The 19,263-nt window shown below is 22.8% G+C and carries 15 protein-coding genes; 4 read left to right on the top strand and 11 right to left on the bottom strand.

Annotated elements, in window-relative coordinates; translation table 11 throughout:
• Window positions 1–522 precede the first annotated feature (522 nt).
• Window positions 523–1,977: an aminoacyl-histidine dipeptidase gene (locus BGI42_RS02620; RefSeq protein ID WP_069678827.1), complete on the bottom strand. Its 1,455-nt coding sequence runs from the start codon at window positions 1,975–1,977 to the stop codon at window positions 523–525.
• A gap of 197 nt (window positions 1,978–2,174) precedes the next feature.
• Between BGI42_RS02620 and pyk the strand changes: the two genes are divergently transcribed.
• Complete coding sequence (gene pyk / locus BGI42_RS02615) at window positions 2,175–3,593, top strand: pyruvate kinase (RefSeq protein WP_069678826.1); 1,419 nt, start codon at window positions 2,175–2,177, stop codon at window positions 3,591–3,593.
• Between the two features lie 106 nt (window positions 3,594–3,699).
• Here the strand turns inward: pyk and rpsA are convergent, their stop codons facing one another.
• Both rpsA and BGI42_RS16025 read right to left on the bottom strand, forming a co-directional pair.
• On the bottom strand, window positions 3,700–4,836 hold the full coding sequence (rpsA, locus tag BGI42_RS02610; protein ID WP_069678825.1) for a 30S ribosomal protein S1: 1,137 nt from the start codon (window positions 4,834–4,836) through the stop codon (window positions 3,700–3,702).
• A 658-nt stretch (window positions 4,837–5,494) separates the two neighbouring features.
• On the bottom strand, window positions 5,495–5,800 hold the full coding sequence (locus BGI42_RS16025; protein WP_158523389.1) for a hypothetical protein: 306 nt from the start codon (window positions 5,798–5,800) through the stop codon (window positions 5,495–5,497).
• A gap of 375 nt (window positions 5,801–6,175) precedes the next feature.
• Here BGI42_RS16025 and BGI42_RS02600 point away from each other — a divergent pair, with 375 nt between their 5' ends.
• Window positions 6,176–6,829: a PspA/IM30 family protein gene (locus BGI42_RS02600; RefSeq protein WP_069678822.1), complete on the top strand. Its 654-nt coding sequence runs from the start codon at window positions 6,176–6,178 to the stop codon at window positions 6,827–6,829.
• Window positions 6,830–6,839: 10 nt separating this feature from the next.
• Entirely contained in the window at window positions 6,840–7,496 is a 657-nt protein-coding gene (locus BGI42_RS02595) for a DUF1292 domain-containing protein (protein ID WP_069678821.1), read from the top strand.
• Window positions 7,497–7,544: 48 nt separating this feature from the next.
• Here BGI42_RS02595 and BGI42_RS02590 read toward each other — a convergent pair whose 3' ends face one another.
• The 4 genes from BGI42_RS02590 to BGI42_RS02575 all read right to left on the bottom strand — a co-directional run bounded on the left by BGI42_RS02590 (window position 7,545) and on the right by BGI42_RS02575 (window position 12,011).
• Window positions 7,545–7,982, bottom strand: coding sequence for a CBS domain-containing protein (locus BGI42_RS02590; RefSeq protein ID WP_069678820.1), 438 nt, complete (start codon window positions 7,980–7,982; stop codon window positions 7,545–7,547).
• 96 nt (window positions 7,983–8,078) lie between these two features.
• A complete protein-coding gene (locus BGI42_RS02585; protein WP_069678819.1) occupies window positions 8,079–8,981 on the bottom strand; it encodes a 3'-5' exonuclease in 903 nt (300 codons plus the stop codon).
• Window positions 8,982–8,996: 15 nt separating this feature from the next.
• Window positions 8,997–10,790: a MutS-related protein gene (locus BGI42_RS02580; protein WP_069678818.1), complete on the bottom strand. Its 1,794-nt coding sequence runs from the start codon at window positions 10,788–10,790 to the stop codon at window positions 8,997–8,999.
• 318 nt (window positions 10,791–11,108) lie between these two features.
• Window positions 11,109–12,011: a metal ABC transporter solute-binding protein, Zn/Mn family gene (locus BGI42_RS02575; protein WP_069678817.1), complete on the bottom strand. Its 903-nt coding sequence runs from the start codon at window positions 12,009–12,011 to the stop codon at window positions 11,109–11,111.
• Window positions 12,012–13,053: 1,042 nt separating this feature from the next.
• On the opposite strand from BGI42_RS02575, the gene BGI42_RS02570 reads away from it, so the two are divergent.
• Window positions 13,054–13,788, top strand: coding sequence for a CPBP family intramembrane glutamic endopeptidase (locus BGI42_RS02570; RefSeq protein ID WP_158523388.1), 735 nt, complete (start codon window positions 13,054–13,056; stop codon window positions 13,786–13,788).
• Window positions 13,789–14,182: 394 nt separating this feature from the next.
• Here the strand turns inward: BGI42_RS02570 and BGI42_RS02565 are convergent, their stop codons facing one another.
• The 4 genes from BGI42_RS02565 to BGI42_RS16355 all read right to left on the bottom strand — a co-directional run bounded on the left by BGI42_RS02565 (window position 14,183) and on the right by BGI42_RS16355 (window position 19,248).
• Window positions 14,183–15,340, bottom strand: a complete 1,158-nt coding sequence (locus BGI42_RS02565) for a GHKL domain-containing protein (RefSeq protein WP_338028395.1) — start codon at window positions 15,338–15,340, stop codon at window positions 14,183–14,185.
• Between the two features lie 80 nt (window positions 15,341–15,420).
• Window positions 15,421–16,164: a LytR/AlgR family response regulator transcription factor gene (locus tag BGI42_RS02560; RefSeq protein ID WP_084023830.1), complete on the bottom strand. Its 744-nt coding sequence runs from the start codon at window positions 16,162–16,164 to the stop codon at window positions 15,421–15,423.
• 400 nt (window positions 16,165–16,564) lie between these two features.
• Entirely contained in the window at window positions 16,565–18,553 is a 1,989-nt protein-coding gene (locus BGI42_RS02555; RefSeq protein ID WP_242984739.1) for an ATP-binding protein, read from the bottom strand.
• Entirely contained in the window at window positions 18,535–19,248 is a 714-nt protein-coding gene (locus tag BGI42_RS16355) for an AAA family ATPase (RefSeq protein ID WP_242984757.1), read from the bottom strand. Before BGI42_RS16355 ends, BGI42_RS02555 begins: the two co-directional genes overlap by 19 nt.
• Between the last annotated feature and the right edge of the window lie 15 nt (window positions 19,249–19,263).

Below are 19,263 nucleotides of genomic sequence, written 5' to 3'. Positions count from 1 at the left end.
TACTTTAAAGAAAATTCGTTATGAACTAATATTCTTTATATATGGTTATTTTTCCTTTATAAAATTAAATATTTATTATGTAATTCTATAAGAATAATCAAAAAAGTGTTTGCGCCATGCTTTTTTAGTTGAGAGTGAACAATTGAAAATTAAGAGTTTTAGTTGATAATCCTAAAGATTTTTTAAAAACATATATTTTTAGCTATATAATAGATTTTTTTCCTCTAACTTTAAACCAATCTAATTTTTATAAGTATTTAAAATTAAAAGATTTCTATAATTTTTTTATATATTAAAAATAGGGATAATGATATAAAATCATTATCCCTAAACTTTAGGCACATTCAGATAAATAACTAATCAGTATAATAGTTTATTTATGAACTACTTCCTCCTTAGAATCTACTAATATAACAAATACTAACAGAACCAAAGTAATTGTATTTCACAAAATATCAATCACATCTTTAACTTGTTATTTATTTTCATATACCTTAAGCTATAATCTACATTTAACTATTTTTATTTTAATTCCTTCAATACTTCTAGTAAATAAGCCCAAACTCTTTCTACAGAAGAAATACTCATATGTTCATTTGGTGTATGTGCATCAAATATATCTGGTCCAAAACTTATCATATCTAAGTCACCTAATTTTTCTTTAAATAATCCACATTCTACTCCTGCATGAATTGCTACAATTTCTGGTTCTTTATCAAACATATCTTTATAAACAGATTTGCATATTTCTCTTACTCTAGATTCTTCTTTATATTGCCATTCTGGATATCCTGCAGTATTAGTAATAGTACCGCCTAAAATTTCAGTTAAACATTTTATTCTTAAAACTATTTCTTCTCTTAGAGAGAATACTGAACTTCTAACTGCACTATCATACTCTACATGATCATCTTTTGTTGTAATTACTCCTATATTAGTTGAACTTTCTGTTAAACCATCTATATCAGAACTTACTGTATTAATTCCATTAGGATATAAGTATAAAAGATTAATTACATCTTCTGTACTTTTATTTGAAAATACCTTGTCTATATTCCCTTTTAATTCTTCAACTACCACTTCAACATTTGGATCTTTAACTCTAAATTCATTTTTAATCTCTTCTCTTAATTTAGAAATTACATTTAAAAATTCCTGTTCTTTGTTAGAATCTATTGCAAGTTCTGCTATGGCTTCTCTTGGTATAGCATTATTTTTAGATCCACCATTTAAAGATATTAAGTTTATTTCCATAGTATTAATTAAATTTTTTAATACTCTTCCTATTAGTTTATTAGAATTTCCTCTTCCTAAATGTATATCAGAACCTGAATGACCTCCACTTAAACCTTTCATATCAAGTTTAAAAACTTTTTTATTATCTTTAATATTTTCCCATTGTATATTTAAAATAGATTTAGTTCTTATACCACCAGCACAACTTACTAATAATTTACCTTCTTCTTCTGAATCTAAGTTTACTACTATTTTTCCATCTAAGCCTTCTGGTTTTAAAGCCATTGCTCCACTCATACCTGCTTCTTCATCACTTGTAAGTAAAACTTCAATTGCAGGATGTTCTAAAGTATTATCTTCTAATATTGCCATTGCATATGCCACTGCAATACCATCATCAGCTCCTAATGTAGTGCCATTAGCATAAATAAAATCATCTTTTTTAACTAACTCAATAGGATCTTTAGTGAAATCATGAACTTTGTCGTTATTTTTTTCACATACCATATCCATATGACCTTGTATTATTACAATAGGAGATTTTTCATATCCTGGTGATGCTGGCTTTTTAATAATTATATTTAAAGCATCATCTTGAATTACTTCTAATCCTAATTTTTTCGCAAAACTAAGTAAGTAATTGCTTATTCCCTTCTCATTTCCTGATCCTCTAGGTATCTTAGATATTTCGTTAAAGTAATAAAAAACTCTTTCACAATTAATTTGTTTAAATTTTCTCATAATTATTCTTTCCTTCCTAAATATGTGATAAAATTAACATATGCATTAATTAATACTTAATATTAAAATAATTTACATTATTTATTAATTTTATCATAAAACATAAATTAATATTATAAAATTGGGTAATTTTATTATTAGGCATTAATATTACATAAATACAAAAATGTTTTAATTTATAGGAGAGAGGTGTCTGTATGCAAAAAACTAAAATGATTTTTACTATTGGACCTGCAAGTGATAATGAAGAAACTATAAGAAAATTTATAGAAATTGGCATGAATGCAGCAAGATTAAATTTTTCTCATGGTACTTACGAATCACACAAAGAAAAAATAGACTTAATTAAAAGATTAAGAGAAGAAATGGGAACTGCTACTGCAATTGTATTAGATATAAAAGGACCTAAAATAAGAACACATAATTTCATAAATGATGGTGTCGAATTAAAAACTAACCAAGAATTCTGTTTTATATGTGGAGAAGAAATTCTTGGTGATGAAAAAAAGTGTTCTATAACTTATGAGGAACTTTACAAAGACATAAAAGTAGGAGGAGAAATCCTTGTTGATGATGGTCTTTTAAGATTCAAAGTTACTGGAGTTGAAGGTAAGACTATTAAATGTATTGTGACTGTTGGTGGAATGATTAAGAATCATAAAGGAGTTAATGTTCCTAATGTAATAATAAGACTACCTTCAGTAACTGAAAAAGACATAGCTGATATTAAATTTGGTTGTGAAATGGGAGTTGATTTCATAGCTGCATCTTTTATCAGAAAAGCAAGTGATATTGCTGATGTAAAGAAGATACTTGCTGAAAATAATGGTAAACATATTAAAGTAATAGCTAAAATTGAAAATCAAGAAGGCGTAGATAATATTGATTCTATAATAAAAGAAACTGATGCTGTAATGGTTGCTAGAGGAGATATGGGGGTTGAAATCCCTATTCAAAAAGTTCCTATAATTCAAAAAATGATAATCAAAAAATGTAATGAAGTTGGAAAATTTGTTGTAACAGCAACTCAAATGCTTGATTCAATGATAAGAAATTCTCTACCAACTAGAGCAGAAGCAAGTGATATTTGTAATGCTATTTTTGATGGAACTGATGCCATAATGCTTAGTGGTGAAAGTGCTTCTGGAAATTTCCCAATTGAAGCTGCTACTACAATGTCTGAAATTGCAAAAGAAGCAGAAGCTCATTTAGACTATTCTCATTTAACTGCAAGATTAAGAGAACCATCTCTTAATGATTATTCTGGTGCAATAAGTTATACAGCTTGTAGAACTTCAAATTTATTAAATGCATCTGCAATAGTAGTAGCTACTAAAAGTGGTGCTACTGCTACTACAATTTCAAGATATAGACCAAAGTCTCCTATTATCGCAATAACTCCTTATGAAGAAGTAAGAAGAAGTTTAGCTTTAACTTTTGGAGTATTACCAAGACTTTGTGAAATGTATAATACTACTGATGAAATTTTAGTAGAAGCTAGAAGATCAGTATTTGAATTAAACTTTGCTTTACCAGGTGATGATATAGTAGTTGCTGCTGGAATGCCTACAGCTCAAACTCATGGTACAAATATGTTAAAAATAGAAAAATTATAATATCTATTTTAGAAATTAAAATATCTTAAAAATAAAAAAAGCTGTTTCAAATACAAGTAATTTTATATTTGAAACGGCTTTTTATAATTTTCTAAAGAATTAAAAACTATTCAAATTTAAAATTCTTAAATAATTCTCCTAATGATACTCCATCTTCATCATCTATATATTGTAAATATTCTTTATTAGTTTCAACTGCATCTTTTATGCTTAAAGATAATCTTTTATTTTCTTTATCAAAGTCTAATACTTTAACTTTTACTTTTTGATTTAATTCTAATATATCAGATGGTTTAGCAATATTTTCATCAGTTATTTCTGAAATATGAACTAATCCTTCTATGCCATCAAAAATTTCAACAAAAGCTCCAAATGAAGTAAACTTTACAACCTTTCCTTCAAATATCATCCCTGGTTTAATTTCATTTGTATGTAAAGTCCAAGGCTCTTTATTTATATCTTTTAATATTAAAGATAATTTTTGTTTTTCTCTATCTACTGAACCTATATATACTTCAACTTTATCATTTTCTTTTACTACTTCTTCTGGTCTATTTACTCTATTCCAAGATAAATCTGAAATATGAATTAATCCTTCTACTCCACCTATATCAACAAAAGCTCCATATCTAACTAATTTCTTAACTACACCAGTTCTCTTTTCACCTTCTTTTAGTGAATCCCAGATAACTTTTTTATTTTTTTCATACTCTTCATTTTCTATAATTTTTCTTGATGCTACTATTTTATTATTTCTAAAATCTAATTCTATCATTCTAACTTCTAATTCTGTATTTATTAATGTACTTAAATCAATCATATTTCTTGATGCAAGAGAAGCTGGAATAAATACTCTTATATTTCCATAGTAAGAAATAAGTCCACCTTTAATTTCACCTTTTACATAGACTTTAATATTCTTTTCTTCTTTAAAAGCTTTTTTTAATTCTTCTTTTTCTTTAATTGCCAAAGCCTTTATTAAAGATAACTGAACATAACCTTCACCATCATTTGGTGATACAACGTATACATCTATTTCATCATCTACTTTAAGTACATCCATAGGATTTTTATCATCTATTGATATCTCTTCTTTAGTTATTAATCCGTCAAATGCATAATTTATATTTATTATAGCTTCCTTCTCATTAACTTCTAAAACTTTTCCCCTTAGTATTTCACCTTTATTTATTCTTTTTACATCATATTCTTCTAAAAAACTTTTCATAGTATTATCTGACATTTAATCACTTCCTTAATTTTATTTAGCTATTTCATTTAAATTATAAAAATTTAATACTTATATAGCTGCTTAAAATATCTAATAAACTAAAGTTCAATTAATATAATTTTAATCTATTAATTTGATTTATACAAGAATGCTTGATTTAATTCTCTTATAAATAAATTTTTATATCTGAATTTAAATTATTATACTTGAATCGTACATTAAATTATATAGTTTTACCCTATAGTTTAAAATCAAAGTTCATTAAATATTAACCATTTACTATATATTCCTAAACAACTTCACAAATCTAGCTATTATATTAAATAAAATCATAAATTTTCTTTCTATATTATTTAGCTTAACTTTTAAAGAGTTATAATATAACTCTTTAAAAGTTTTAATTTATCTTTAAATGTAAGATATTTAAAGATATTACAAGTTAATTCACTTTATTTATTCTTCTTTAATTTTTTTAGTTGTTTTTCCATATTGTGTAGTGTAAGGATTTTCTCTATAATAAATCTATAATCTTTTAAGGGGGGCTCACTATTTTTAAGATTAATAAGAAACATATATTTACTATATTATTAGTATTTTTATTTAGTATTTCCAATTTACCATTAGAACTTATATCTACTGTAAATCATAATGCTAACAATAATTTAACTGCTTACGCAGATAGTAATATAGATAATAGTATATTAAAATTAACAACCAATAATTTACTGGTTAAATCCAGCAGATCTAGTAGAAGTTCTAGTAGCTCAAGATCTAGTAGGAGTTCTAGTAGCTCAAGATCTAGTAGTAGTAAAAGCTCTAGTGGATTTAAATCTGGAAACTTTAAAAGTTCTTCTTCAACTAAATCTTCTAGTATAAGTACTTCTACTAAAAAAAATACTACAGATAAAAGTGCTGAGGGATTTAAATCTGGAAGTTTTTCTAATACAAAAGATAATAACAAAAATTCTTCAAACATAAGTAATGAGTCTGATCATTCAAGTAATACTAGTGATGGAGCTTCAAAAGGATTTAGTAGTGGATCCTATTCTTCTACTAAAAATCAAAATAGTTCAAATACATCAAAGGAAAATAGTAGTACTAATCAGAATGACTCAAAAACATATATACCATCATCAAGCTCAAGGGGAATTGGATGGTATGGTGGATCTGGATTTTATAGACCTATGTATTTTGGTTCACCTTCAAGCTTAATAATTAATGCTTTAATTTTAGCAGTAATATTCATTGTAATTTTAATGCTAATAAAACTTTACTTAAAAATAAAAAGAAAATAAAAAAATATAATTTTTAAAGAATAAAAAACAATAATAAATATTTAGGAGGCATTTTTATGGGAGTTTTTTCAAGAATATCGAATATGTTTAAGGCAAAGGTTAACAACGCTTTAGATGAAATGGAAAATCCAATAGAATTATTAGATCAAAAATTAAGAGATATGGAAAAACAACTTAGCAAAGCTAAGTTAGATTCTGCACAAATTTTAGGAAATGTTCATGATATAGAAAAAAAGATGAATGATACAAAGAAGCAATCTGAAGATTTTGAATCAAAAATAAAATTAGCATTATCTAAAGGTGAAGAAGAATTAGCTAAAAAAGCTTTATCTAGAAAAGTGGAAATTGATAAAAAATATGATTCTTTAAAATTAAGCTATGATAATGCAAAAGTTCAAGCTGATGCATTAAAGAAAAGTTTAAAAGAATTAGAAGATGAAATAACTAAAACTAGAAATTACAGAGATGAAGCTGCTGCCAGATACTCTAATGCTCAAGCTTCTGAAAAAATAAATGAAGTATTAGCTAATGTACAAACTAAAAATAATTCAATACAAATTGATAATATAGAAAGAAAAATCCAAAGAACTGAATCTCGCGCAAAAGGATTAAATGAATTAAGAGATTTAGATGATTTTGATAGCGAATTTGAAAAGCTAAATGAAGTTGATTTAGATCTTGAATTAGAAAAATATAAAAATAATAACTAGGTGGCTTCTTATGAGTAAAGATTTAAATTTTATTAATGATGAAAAAAATTATTGGGGAAAAATTTATACTGATATAGCTTATTCTATAAGTGAAAATTCACCATTTATTTCTGAAGAAAAATTGAAAAATAGAAAATATTACGTAAAATCATCTGTACTAAAAGATTATATTAAACTTTTAGATTCTGCTGAATTGGATTGTAAAAAAGGTGGATTTCTTAAATTCTTTAAATCCAATAGTGCTTTAAATGATTTAGAATCATTTAAAAATAAGAATAATCAATCTTTAAGAGAATTGGATAATTGTAGTAAATGTGCTTGCTTAAATTGCACCTTTGATTGTAAATTTAAATCTTGTGCAAGTTGCAGATTTGGATCTTATATTAAATCATGTGATAAAGAAAAAATAAATGTTAGAAAACATGATAACTTTATTGTAGATTTAACTAATAATGATACTGGTGCTTCTTCTAAATATAAAGTTTTAGCTACACTTGAAAATTGCATAGATGATAAACAATATATAATACTAGAAAATCTATCTTCACCTAGTGATAAATTAGTATTATACTATTATCCAGAAATAAGAGGAGATTCTTATGGTGAAATTACAGATGTAGATGAATTTGATTCTATAGTTGAAAGTTATCAAAACTCTGATTACTAAAATGGATGTAGTGAGATTTGTGTAAAATCAAATCTACTACATCCTTTTTTATACTATTTCTTTTTTATTTTTTATTTTATCGTTTTTTCTTATTTCATTAAAACAATAATTTATTATATCACTTCTCTTTATTATTCCTATAAATATTCCATTATCATCAACTACTGAGACAAAATTCTGACTTATAGCTAATGATATTAAACTTTCTATGTCAGCATTAATTGAAACAGATTTATGCGTTATTCTTCTGCTTATATCACTTACGTTTACACATTCAGTATTCTTAAAATTCAAATCAGGTGTATTCTTTAATTTCCATAATAAATCACCTTCTGTTAATGTCCCAACATACTTCCCCTCTTTATCAATAAGTGGAATAGCTGTGTATCCGTATCGCTCCATCTTCTCCATAACTTGTCTCATGGTTGCATCTTCACTTTCATATACAACCTCATTTTTGGGAGTAAGAAAAAATGCTATATTCATAACAAAATCCTCTCTTGTAATAATATTATTTATTCTTAGTATACTTCTATTTTAACATATTTTTATAGAAAAATCTCTATTGAAAACATTTTAATACTAATTTAACTTCTCTAACTTATAATAATAATTTAAATAAACTTCTTCTTTAACAATAGTGTTTATTTCATTATAAGCATTATTACCTTCAAGGGTTTTCTTAACTATAATTTCACTTAATATCTTATTATTACATTTAGGACAAACTCCAATTGATACAAATCTCCAATTCATTAACTTAAAATGTTCTTTTAATTCTATTCTTCTATTACACTTAGGACATCTTATATCTAAGTTTTCTTCATCTATATTTATATTTTCTAAATTTTTAACATGTATTGCTGGCATATTATATATATCTTTTACTAAATAATTTTTAACTATCCTAGAATTATATATGTGCTTAAACACAAGTAGTGTATATTCAGCATCATTCAATGCATCATGAAGTTTTGTACTATCAACTTTAACTTTTAATTCATCCAATGCACTTTTCAATCCCATTGCTTTCTTATGACCTAAAATCTTGGTTGAATATTCTTGTAAATCTAAATACTCATTTATCCAACTTAAATCTGTATAATTATGATAATGTGAATTAATTATTATTTCAGCAATATCATCCTTTGCCCAAGAACATATAACATCACCGTCATCAATCATTAATTTAAGCTTATCCATAGCTTCCTTAAATGTTACTCCTTCTTTATTTAAAGTATCCATTGTAATTTTAGTTATGTTTGTTACTATTGGATTCATTATTGGAAATATCGTTGGTTTTATATATACCCTCATTTTAGAGATCTGTTTCATATAATTATCTACTTTTATAGCACCAATCTCTATAATTTCATTTTCAATGTCTACATCTTCTAATTCATTATATTTTTTAAAAAAATCTTCTTTATATTTAGTTATATTTCTTAAATTATTAAACTCCAAATCAATTATCACATACCCCATTATCTAATTCCTCTCCTAAATAAAATCAATACCTGCTAATTTCATTAAATTAATAGCATTTTGAGTTTCACTTTTTCCTCTTCTAAGTATATAATCAAACTTTATTTTATCATTCTCATAAAACTCTCTAAAATTGTAGTTTATTATTTGATTATCTTCCTTTTCCAAATCACATAATTCTAAATCATGAGTAGAAACAAGACCTATTCCACCATGTTTTATTAATTGATTTATAAGTACAGTTGCTCCCGTGTGTCTATCCCTAGAATTAGTTCCTTTAAATATTTCATCTAAAAGGAAAAATACTTTTTCTCCCTTTTTACAAGCCTCTATAAGAATTTTTATTCTTAAAATTTCTGCATAAAATGAAGAAATGCTTTCTTCTAAACTATCTCTTGTTGTAATGCAAGTATATAAACTCATTATGCCGCAATTAAAGTTCTTTGCATAAACTGGTGCACCTATATAGCTTAATGCTAAATTGCATCCTACACTTCTTAAAAATGTACTTTTTCCAGACATATTTGAACCTGTAATTAAAGCAACCTTTTGAACTCCACTTAATGAAAAATTATTTTTTACAGCCTTATTACCTATTAAAGGATGGCCTATTTCTTCTCCATAAACTTCACTTCTATTTAATATATTTGGATAACTCCAATCTTCATGATCAAAAGCTATATTTGAAATGCTATTTAATGAATCTATTTCATTCATTACATTAAGCCATTCTCTTAATTTTGATCCATTATTTTTTTTCCATTTTTCTAATCCATTCATTATAAATACATCTGAGAAAAATAATATATTTATTATAAAGTAATATGCATTATAAGAACTATCTCCTACCCATTCAGCTAAATTAGATAATTTCTTCATTTCTTTTTTGCAACTAATTTCTTTATAAGATATTTTATTTTTTAATTCCTTTAAATATTCTGAATTAAACTCTTCATTTTCTATTAATTCTAATATTTCACTATATCCATTAATTTCTTTTTTTATATCATTAAATAATTTTATATCTTTGCTTATAGATTTTGTCAATATTTTTAGCACAATAAAATCTATCATAAACACCAATACAACAAATGACCAAGGTAACACCTCACTTAAAGCTAAAAATACTGATACTACATTAATAAATATAAAAATATAACTAATAATTACATTTAAAATATTTATTTTACTTTCTCCTTCACCCCAAACTAATAAATCATTTAAATCTGAGTTTGACGATTTATTAAGTAAACCACTAATAATAAATTTTTGTCTCCATTGAACTTTTGAAGATAATTCCTTTATAGCTTCTTGTCTTTTTAATATATCTTTTTTACTTACACTTTGTTCATTACTTAATATTTCAGCTAATCTATTTCTTCCCCCAATAGTAACTGTGGAATTTATAAGTTGAAAAATAGAATTAGATCCAAATATATTTAAATCATTTATAAATCTATGTTTATAATTTAAATACTCTGAACCAGTATCTTTAAATTTTTTAAAATCATCATTTATCCTATCAATTCCTTTTTGATTTATATCTATTAGTATTTCTGAAATTTTTTTATCTCTTAATTTATTTGAATGATTTAATGCTGTAAATATAAACACAATTAAAAAAGTTATAGTTGATACTATTATTGCTGTATAATTATCAGCCTTATATAATAAATAATCCACTATTAACATAAGAATAATTATTATTAATCTGATAATACTTATAATATTTAGTTTTTTTATTAATGATTCTTTTATTTTAATATTTTCTTGTAATACACTATTGTAATATTCATTTGCTTTACTCATATCTTCTGTTTATCTCCTTTTAATTTTTAGTAATAATATAATAATTTTAACATATTTATTGTGATTTTTTAAAACATATTACAAAATTTGTATTAAATAAAAAATCTCCAAGGCGACTGTGGAGCCGTCGATTTTTTTATCCATGCACCCTTTCCAAAGGTAGTGCAGGAATAATGGTTGGGCATACGATTATTTTTTATTCTTTAGGTGGTACTTATAATACATATAAAACAAGATATTCTAAAAATTATCCACATATTTTAAAATATATAAATTTCCAAAGAATAAAAAAGTGAACCTATATGGTTCACTTTTTATCTATTTACTTAAAGAGTTATATATCTTATCTAAATTATTTCTCATAGCCTCTAAATAGCTCATATTATCTTCACTTGATTCTAAAGTATATATAGGAACTACTTCAGCTCCAACCTCTGATGCTAAAGTTTCTGAAACTTTGGGACTTGCTAGAGATTCAGAAAAAATTACTTTTATATTATTAGATTTACAAAAATTAACTAAACCTTCTAATTCCTTTGGAGTTGGTTCACCTTCTCCATATAAATTTTCAACTGACTTTTGAGATAATCCAAAATCTCTACATAAATAACCAAAAGCTGCATGACCTGTTATAAAATCTTTTTGATTTATTCCATTAAATTTAGCTGAATATTTATCATATAAATTTTGTAACTGGTTTTTAAAATTATTATAATTTTTTTCGTATGTATCTTTATTAGATTCATCTAAACTTATAAGTGCATTTTTTATATTTTCACATTGCTTTTGAGCTTGTATTAAACTTAGCCATGAATGAGGATCTAATAAATCGCCCTCTTTTCTAACATCAATTCCATCACTTGAGTTTACTTTTAATACTTTATCATCAGAAACTACATTATTAACAGAATCAATCCAATGTTCCATTCCTAATCCATTATATATAAACATATCACTATTTATAAGTTTTTCAAAATCTTTGGTTTTTGGTTCATAATCATGAGGTTCCATATTTTCTGGAACTAAACAAGTAACTTCAACCTTATCTCCGCCTATTGTCTCTGTAAATTCTTTTAATGGATAAATTGAAACCATAACCTGTAATTTTTTATTCTCATCATTTTCCTTACTAGATTTACTTGATGAATTTGAATTAGAACATCCAATAATAAATAAACTCATCAAAATACATGATAGTGTTAAAAAAAATCTTTTTCTCATTAAACCCTCCTATTTGCATATGATTTGCATTTGCAAATATAATTTTAAGTTATTTTCTTATAATTGTCAAATTATAATTTAATTATTAACTTAATTGGATTAAATTATAATCAAATCTCATTAATATAAAACTTGATTAAGCTAAGGACTTTGTGTTATTTATCTTTTGTAAAAACTTCATAAAAATACTATCAATTTTCTTTTTATTCCTAAATTTATACGTTTGAAGGATTTTCTATTTACTTAATATTATTAACATGTGAATATTATAATTATTATGATAAGGAATAAAAAAATGAAACTAACCATAACAGTAATTAATAATAAACTGCTGTTAGATTAGTAATTTAGAAAGGATACTATTAATTGAAGTAAAAAAATTCAATTATAATTTAATGTATTTTATTCTTAAGTTTATTATAGAACTGATTTTTATATTCTAAACTTATAATATAACTTAATATTGAAAAAATTTGAGGTGATAATAAATGAATAAAGATAAGTTAAGCTATTTAGGTATTGTATTATTTATAGTTTTCATAGTCATAAATCTCTTAGTTTTCTTTAATATTATTCCGTTTTCAATATCCAAAACAAGTAATACTATTATGGCTATAGCATCACTTGTTATATCAATATTGAGAAAAACATAAAAGAAAAAGATAAAAAAATCACTTTAATTGGATTTGGATTAGTTTTTATTATTGTAATTACTGAATGTATGGTATTATTTAAGTTTATTTAATATATAATTTATTTGGAATTAAGCTATTGGAAATTATCCAATAGCCTTTTTAAAGTATTTTTACTAAAGAATTATTCTACATTCTCTTTAATATCATTATTTTCTATTATGTCTAAAGTTGCTTTTTCACTATAAACTTCATAAATTTTAATATTGTGTTTTTAATCATTTGTAAAATTATTTAAGCTATTAATAATTAATCTTATTTAGAAAGGATACTATATGAATACTAATAAATTTACTTTACTAAATTGTTTAAAAATCTTCGTCTTACTAATAATTTCTACCCAAACACTTATGTTTGGATTCGGTTTTATAGGAGAACTTTTTAAATTAAATGATTTAGTTTTTTTATGCTTTTACATTGGTGAAATCATAACTGTATTTTTTACCATAATATATTTATATAAAAAATTTAACTTAAATTTAAAATCATTGTTAATTCCAAAAAAAATTAATCCTAAAGAATTAATTTTAATGCTACTAATGCTTTTTTGTAGTTACATAGTGATAAATTTACTTACTCATACTATTACTAGCATTGCACACATTGCAAAAACATTACCTGATAATAATGATGAAATAGGTGAAGTTAGTGATATTGCCGGTATGTGTTTTTTAATATGTCTAACAATAATAGGACCAACAATAGAAGAATTTTTCTTCAGAGGAATATTTCTATTAAAATTAAAAGATAATTCTAATACAATTGTTGCACTTATTCTTTCAGCATTTCTTTTTGGTATTCTTCATCCTTACGGATATGCTCAACAAATCAGGGCATTTATTACTGGATTATTCTTTGGAATAATAGCACTTAAAACAAATAATATTTTTTATACCATTATAGGACATATTATTTTTAATTCTTTAACTATGATATTTGGTATTATTCGTAGGTATAGCAACTTTGTTCAGTTAGGTAATGGGTGCTTTCACTTTAATGCTATAATAAACATAACTAGTATAGTAATTTTTAGTGTAACTTTATTTATATTATATAAAGTGCCTTTGAGTGAAGTGAAAATCTAATATAAAGAAACCACCTTTCTATATAAATTGACTGTTGCAAATCAATTTTATACTGTAATTGGTGGTTTTTATCATTTTTAATCTAATGTCTTTTTCAAGTAACTACTTATCTTTTTTAGAATCAAATTCAAAACAACTATAAATAGGAAAACATAAACTACTAGCAAGAAAAAGTGCTTGAAAATACTCTCCTAAATATAGTAAATAACATGCCATAACAAACTGTATTATGATAACAATCATTAAAATTTTAATTAAAATAGTTATTTTTTTAATGTCATAATGTCTTTCTCCCTACATTCTTATAAATTAATTTTAAAAATTTATTCTATATACCTAGATAAACTATTAATTTAATATTATTATGTAAATATGTATAATTAATTCAATTATCTTAACTATTATTGAAACAAATATCAAATATTATCTCTTCAGATTCTATATTTATTTTTATATGTCCTTTGTGTGAGTTAACTATTTCCTGGACATTATATAATCCATATCCCCTTTTATCATTCCCCTTAGTTGAATACCCTTTTTTAAATATTTTATTTAAATCAATATTATTATGGTTAACAATTTGATTTTTAATAATCAAATGTGATTGATTAATCTCAGAGAAAATTTTAATGTCTATATTCTTTTTGTTACACTTATTTTTTATAATTTCATCAAAAGCATTATTTAATAAATTACTTAACAAATTAGAAATTTCATAATAACTTAAAATATTTTCTAAAACATTATTTTCAATTTCATATTTAAAATTAATATTATATTGTTTAGATCTGCATATATTTCTATATATTATAGATTTAATAACAATATTATCAATATATATAAGATTATTTATATTATTATCAGACATATCTTCATCTTTCATATAATTAATAATTGCTGGTTTTATTTCTTTTTCATCCAAAACTTCTACTATACCTTTTATTGTATTTTTATAATTAGAAAAGTCATGTTGCCTTCTTTTTATTTCTTCAATTATTTCATTAATAACTGTATTATACTCACTGGAAATTTTAAACTTTTCTTTTTCTTTTATTAGTTTAATAAGATACATATATATTAAAATTTGAGAAATAACTAACACATCAATTATTAAAAAATCAAAGAATAAATTGTTTAAAATTATTATTTTTTTATAACTCCAAATAAATTTAAAAACTATAGAATATACACTAAATATTAATATTAAACAAATTAATATACTATTGTTTATAATTTTAAAATTTATATCTATATTTAATAAATTTAATTTTGAAAGTATTAATATTAAAATCAATATTATAACTTCTACTATAATTGATTCAAGTGCATAATTATAAATAAATCTATTAATAGCTAATGATAACATTAATTGTAAAGTAATATCTATGAGAGCTACTAAAAAGAAGTTTAATGTTATTTCCTTTAAATTTTCTTTATATATAAACTTAATCATTATAATGTTTATTATATATATAACAATAAAATCAAATCCTAATTCTTCAGTAATTGTAACCAAAATAGAAATAAATAATACTCCTAATAATAATTTCAATATATTGTTGTTCCTTTTAGTTAAAGTTGTATACAAATATAGTATATTAAACGTGTCTATACTATTTATAATAAAATTGTTTAACATAATACCACTTTGTCTTTTTTAAATTTAGATATAATATAATTTTTAAACTTATATCCTAGAAATGCCTTTTTAGAAATTTTATTAAAATATATAGTATTTAATTTATTATCTATTTTTTCTATTCTATATACATAATTTATATTTATAGCAAAACTTCTATGACTTTGTATTATATTTTCTGAATTAATTAGTTTTATTATTTTTTTTAAACTTATATTATTAATGGAATAAATTCTATTTGTAGTATGTATCTCACAATTTTTTCCTCTAACTTCTATAAAAATAATTTCTTTTATTTTTATTCCAATATGTATTCCACCTTTTAATGTTATAATAACTTCTTTATTTTCATATAAAGCTTCTTTATTCTCATTAAGTATGATTTTATTTATAATATTATATACATCATCTTTATCATATGGTTTTAATATATAATCATAACAATGTATTTGTTTAAATGCCTGAGTTATGTATTCAATATAAGTTGTTAAAAAAATTATCTGGTTAAATTCATATTTAGGAATATTTCTAATTTTTTTTGCAAGATCTAATCCCGATGAGTCCTTTAAATTAATATCTAATATAAACATATTAATATCATTATTTTCTATTATGTCTAGAGCCCCTTTTTCATTATCAGCTTCATAAATTTTAACAAAATCATATTTAGAAGTTAGCATCTTCCTTAAAATATTTCTCTGCATCAAATCATCTTCCACTAAAATAATTGAGTACAAAAAATCCCCCCAATCTAGATATTGCTTTTGTATTATTTTTGAAATATTTTCCTTACTTATAATACAATATTATTACATATAATGCAATTTTTTATATTATAGGTAAATATCTTTTTAATTCAACTAAACATTTACATGTTTGTATTGCTAAATTTAACATTATGTTTTTAGTAAAAATATAATATTAATAAAATAAAAATAACTCTACTTAAAATTTAAGTAAAGCTATTTAATGATTCTTAATTTTATCTTATACGTATATATCAAAAAGTCTTAAATGATATATCTATAAAACTACCACTAACATAAAGTAATTATATAAAATTTTTTAATATTAAAAATCTGCTTAGTTATTAATATAAAATTATTTAAGTAAAATTACTCTATTATAATTTAATTATTAACTTAATTGAATTAAATTGTAATCAACTTTCATATTATCCAATACATTTTTTTCTATACACTGACATGTAAAAAATATTATTTGTCCAAATTCTTCTTTTATTAATAATTCTAATGCATGCTCTCTTCTCTTATCATCATATTGAACAAACGCATCATCTAAAAATATAGGAACTTTTTTATTTTCAAATAGTAAATTTATAAATGCTAATCTAAGTGCTAAATATAATTGATCTTTAGCACCATTACTTAAAATTTCTGAATTAAATAATAAATTATTATCCCTTATTTTTAACTGATAATCTTCTGAAATTTTAACATCTTTATAAACCTTATTTGTTAAAAAATTAAACTTATTTAAAACTTCTTTATTTAGTTTAGGTCCAACATTAGTTCTTAATTCTTTAAATGATTCCTGTAACTTTAAAGAAGCTAATTCTAAAGCCTTAAATTCTTTTTCATATTTTGAAATTTTTTCCTGAGCACTATATAACTCTTCTTCTATTTCTGATATTGTTCTTTTACCTAAGTACCTTTTTTCTATAACATGCTCTAAATCCTTAATTTCTTTTTCTACTTTTAATAATTTATTAGATTCATTTCGTATCTCTTTTTCTATTTCTTCTTCAGATTCATAAGAATAATTTAAATCATTAGGTAATATATTTTTTATTTCTTTTTTTATTTCTTCTATATCTCTATCTTTTAAAAGTACTTTATATGTTTCTTCTACATTAATTAAATTATTTTTTATTTCTTTTATTTTATTTATCTTATCTCTGTATTCCTTAATTTTTATATGAAAATCTAATATATCAACATTATCAAATTCCGTACCTTTTGTCTTAGTACGTAAATGTTCTTCATTATCAATTAATTGAACATTTACCTCTTTTAGTTCCAATATTAATGAATTAATTTTATATTCTATTGGTAATAATTCTTTTTTTAATTTATTATATATATTAACTTTCTCCATTGATTCTTCTATAGAATTACAATCTAATAATTTATATAAAGATTCTAGTACCCTTTTATTTTTATTGAACTTATTTCTTAATTCTTCTACTTTAAATTGATTAATTTCTTGTGTTTTAGAATCTATTGATACATATATATTATCTCTATAATTTTTATAATAATCATACTTAGATAACTGATTAATTAATTCTTCATAACCTTTACACTTAATCTCTATCATATATAAATTTAATTTTTTTTCAAATTCTTCTATTTCCTTTTTTAAATTTTCTATATTAAATTTACTTTTTTCCTCATATGAAATTTCCTTAAGTATTATTGAATACTTCAAATAAAATTTTATAGAAAATGCTAATATCGGTACTGAAATAATATCAAATATAAATATTCTTCTATATATACCTATAAATAAAAGTATTAAAAACAAACCAACTATTATATAACTAGAAATTATTTTTTTCTTTATACTATTTATTGAATATATTTTATTATCAAATGTATAAGACTCTAATCTATATTTTAATTCCTTCAATTTATCTTTATATAAACTTATATTTTTTTCTATTTCATCCCTATTATTATCTATATATTCTAAATTACTAATTTTATTAGCTCTAGAATTCAATTCATTTTTTAATATATCTATAGAGTTTTCTATTGATTTAATTTTAATTAATTTTTCTTCTAAATTTTCTTGCTCTAATTTTAATAGATATAATTTATCTTTTATATTTTCTTCACTAATAGAATCTAAGACCATATATTCTTTAAACTCATTATTCTTTTCATTTAATTTATTTTGCAAGATATTTAATTCATGAACCTTTTCTTGTCTTATATCATTTAAATTTAAATACCTATTATACTCATTATTTAATTCTTCTAAAAATTCACTATTTATATTAAAATAACTATTTTTTAACTCTTCAATTATACTTTCTTCTTTTTTCTTAAGCTCTTCACTTCTTTTTAAATATTGGGCAATTTCTAAATAATCTTTTTGCAAATTATTTTTTTTAAATACTTTTTATATAATTCTAAACTATCTAATTTTTTTATTATGTCTTCCTTATCATCTTTCCTCCTTAATAGCTTTTCCTCATTTTCTATATTTTCTTTTGAAAGATTATAACCCTCCCATAATTCTTCTTTAAGTTTATCTCTCTTTTCCATAAGTAAATCTAACTCACCAGATTTTCTAACTGTTTTTATTCTTTTCTTTTCTTTTTCTAATACTTCTATAGCTTTTTTAAAAGATATATTTTCTTCACCTAAATTATAAGTATTAGTTATTCTTTCCATTATATCTTCTTCTTTATCTTTATTTACAACTACCCCTAATTGTTTTATAAATAAAGTTTTTAAAAACGTTGAAGAATTTATATTAAAAAAATATTTTCCTGGCTCATTATTATTTAATATATTTATTTTTTCTCCTGTTACTTCATCAAAAATTTCACATGTATCTTCTTTTTTAGTTAGTCCAAAACTTCTTCTTATAACATATATTGCCTTATTATGTTCAACCACTAATTCTCCAGATATTTTTTCTCCTGTTAATGGTGTGAACTTTTTTCTTCCACTATTTTTACCACGATTTTTTTCAAAACCATAAAGCCATATTTTTATAAAATTTTCTATTGTACTCTTACCTTTTTCATTTTCACCGTATATCAAATTAAATTTATTATTAAAATTTATAATTTTTCCTTTTAT

Source organism: Clostridium taeniosporum, from assembly GCF_001735765.2.
Taxonomy (GTDB): domain Bacteria; phylum Bacillota; class Clostridia; order Clostridiales; family Clostridiaceae; genus Clostridium; species Clostridium taeniosporum.
The sequence above is the reverse complement of the archived record's forward strand: the minus strand, read 5'-3'. Positions and strand labels throughout refer to the sequence as shown.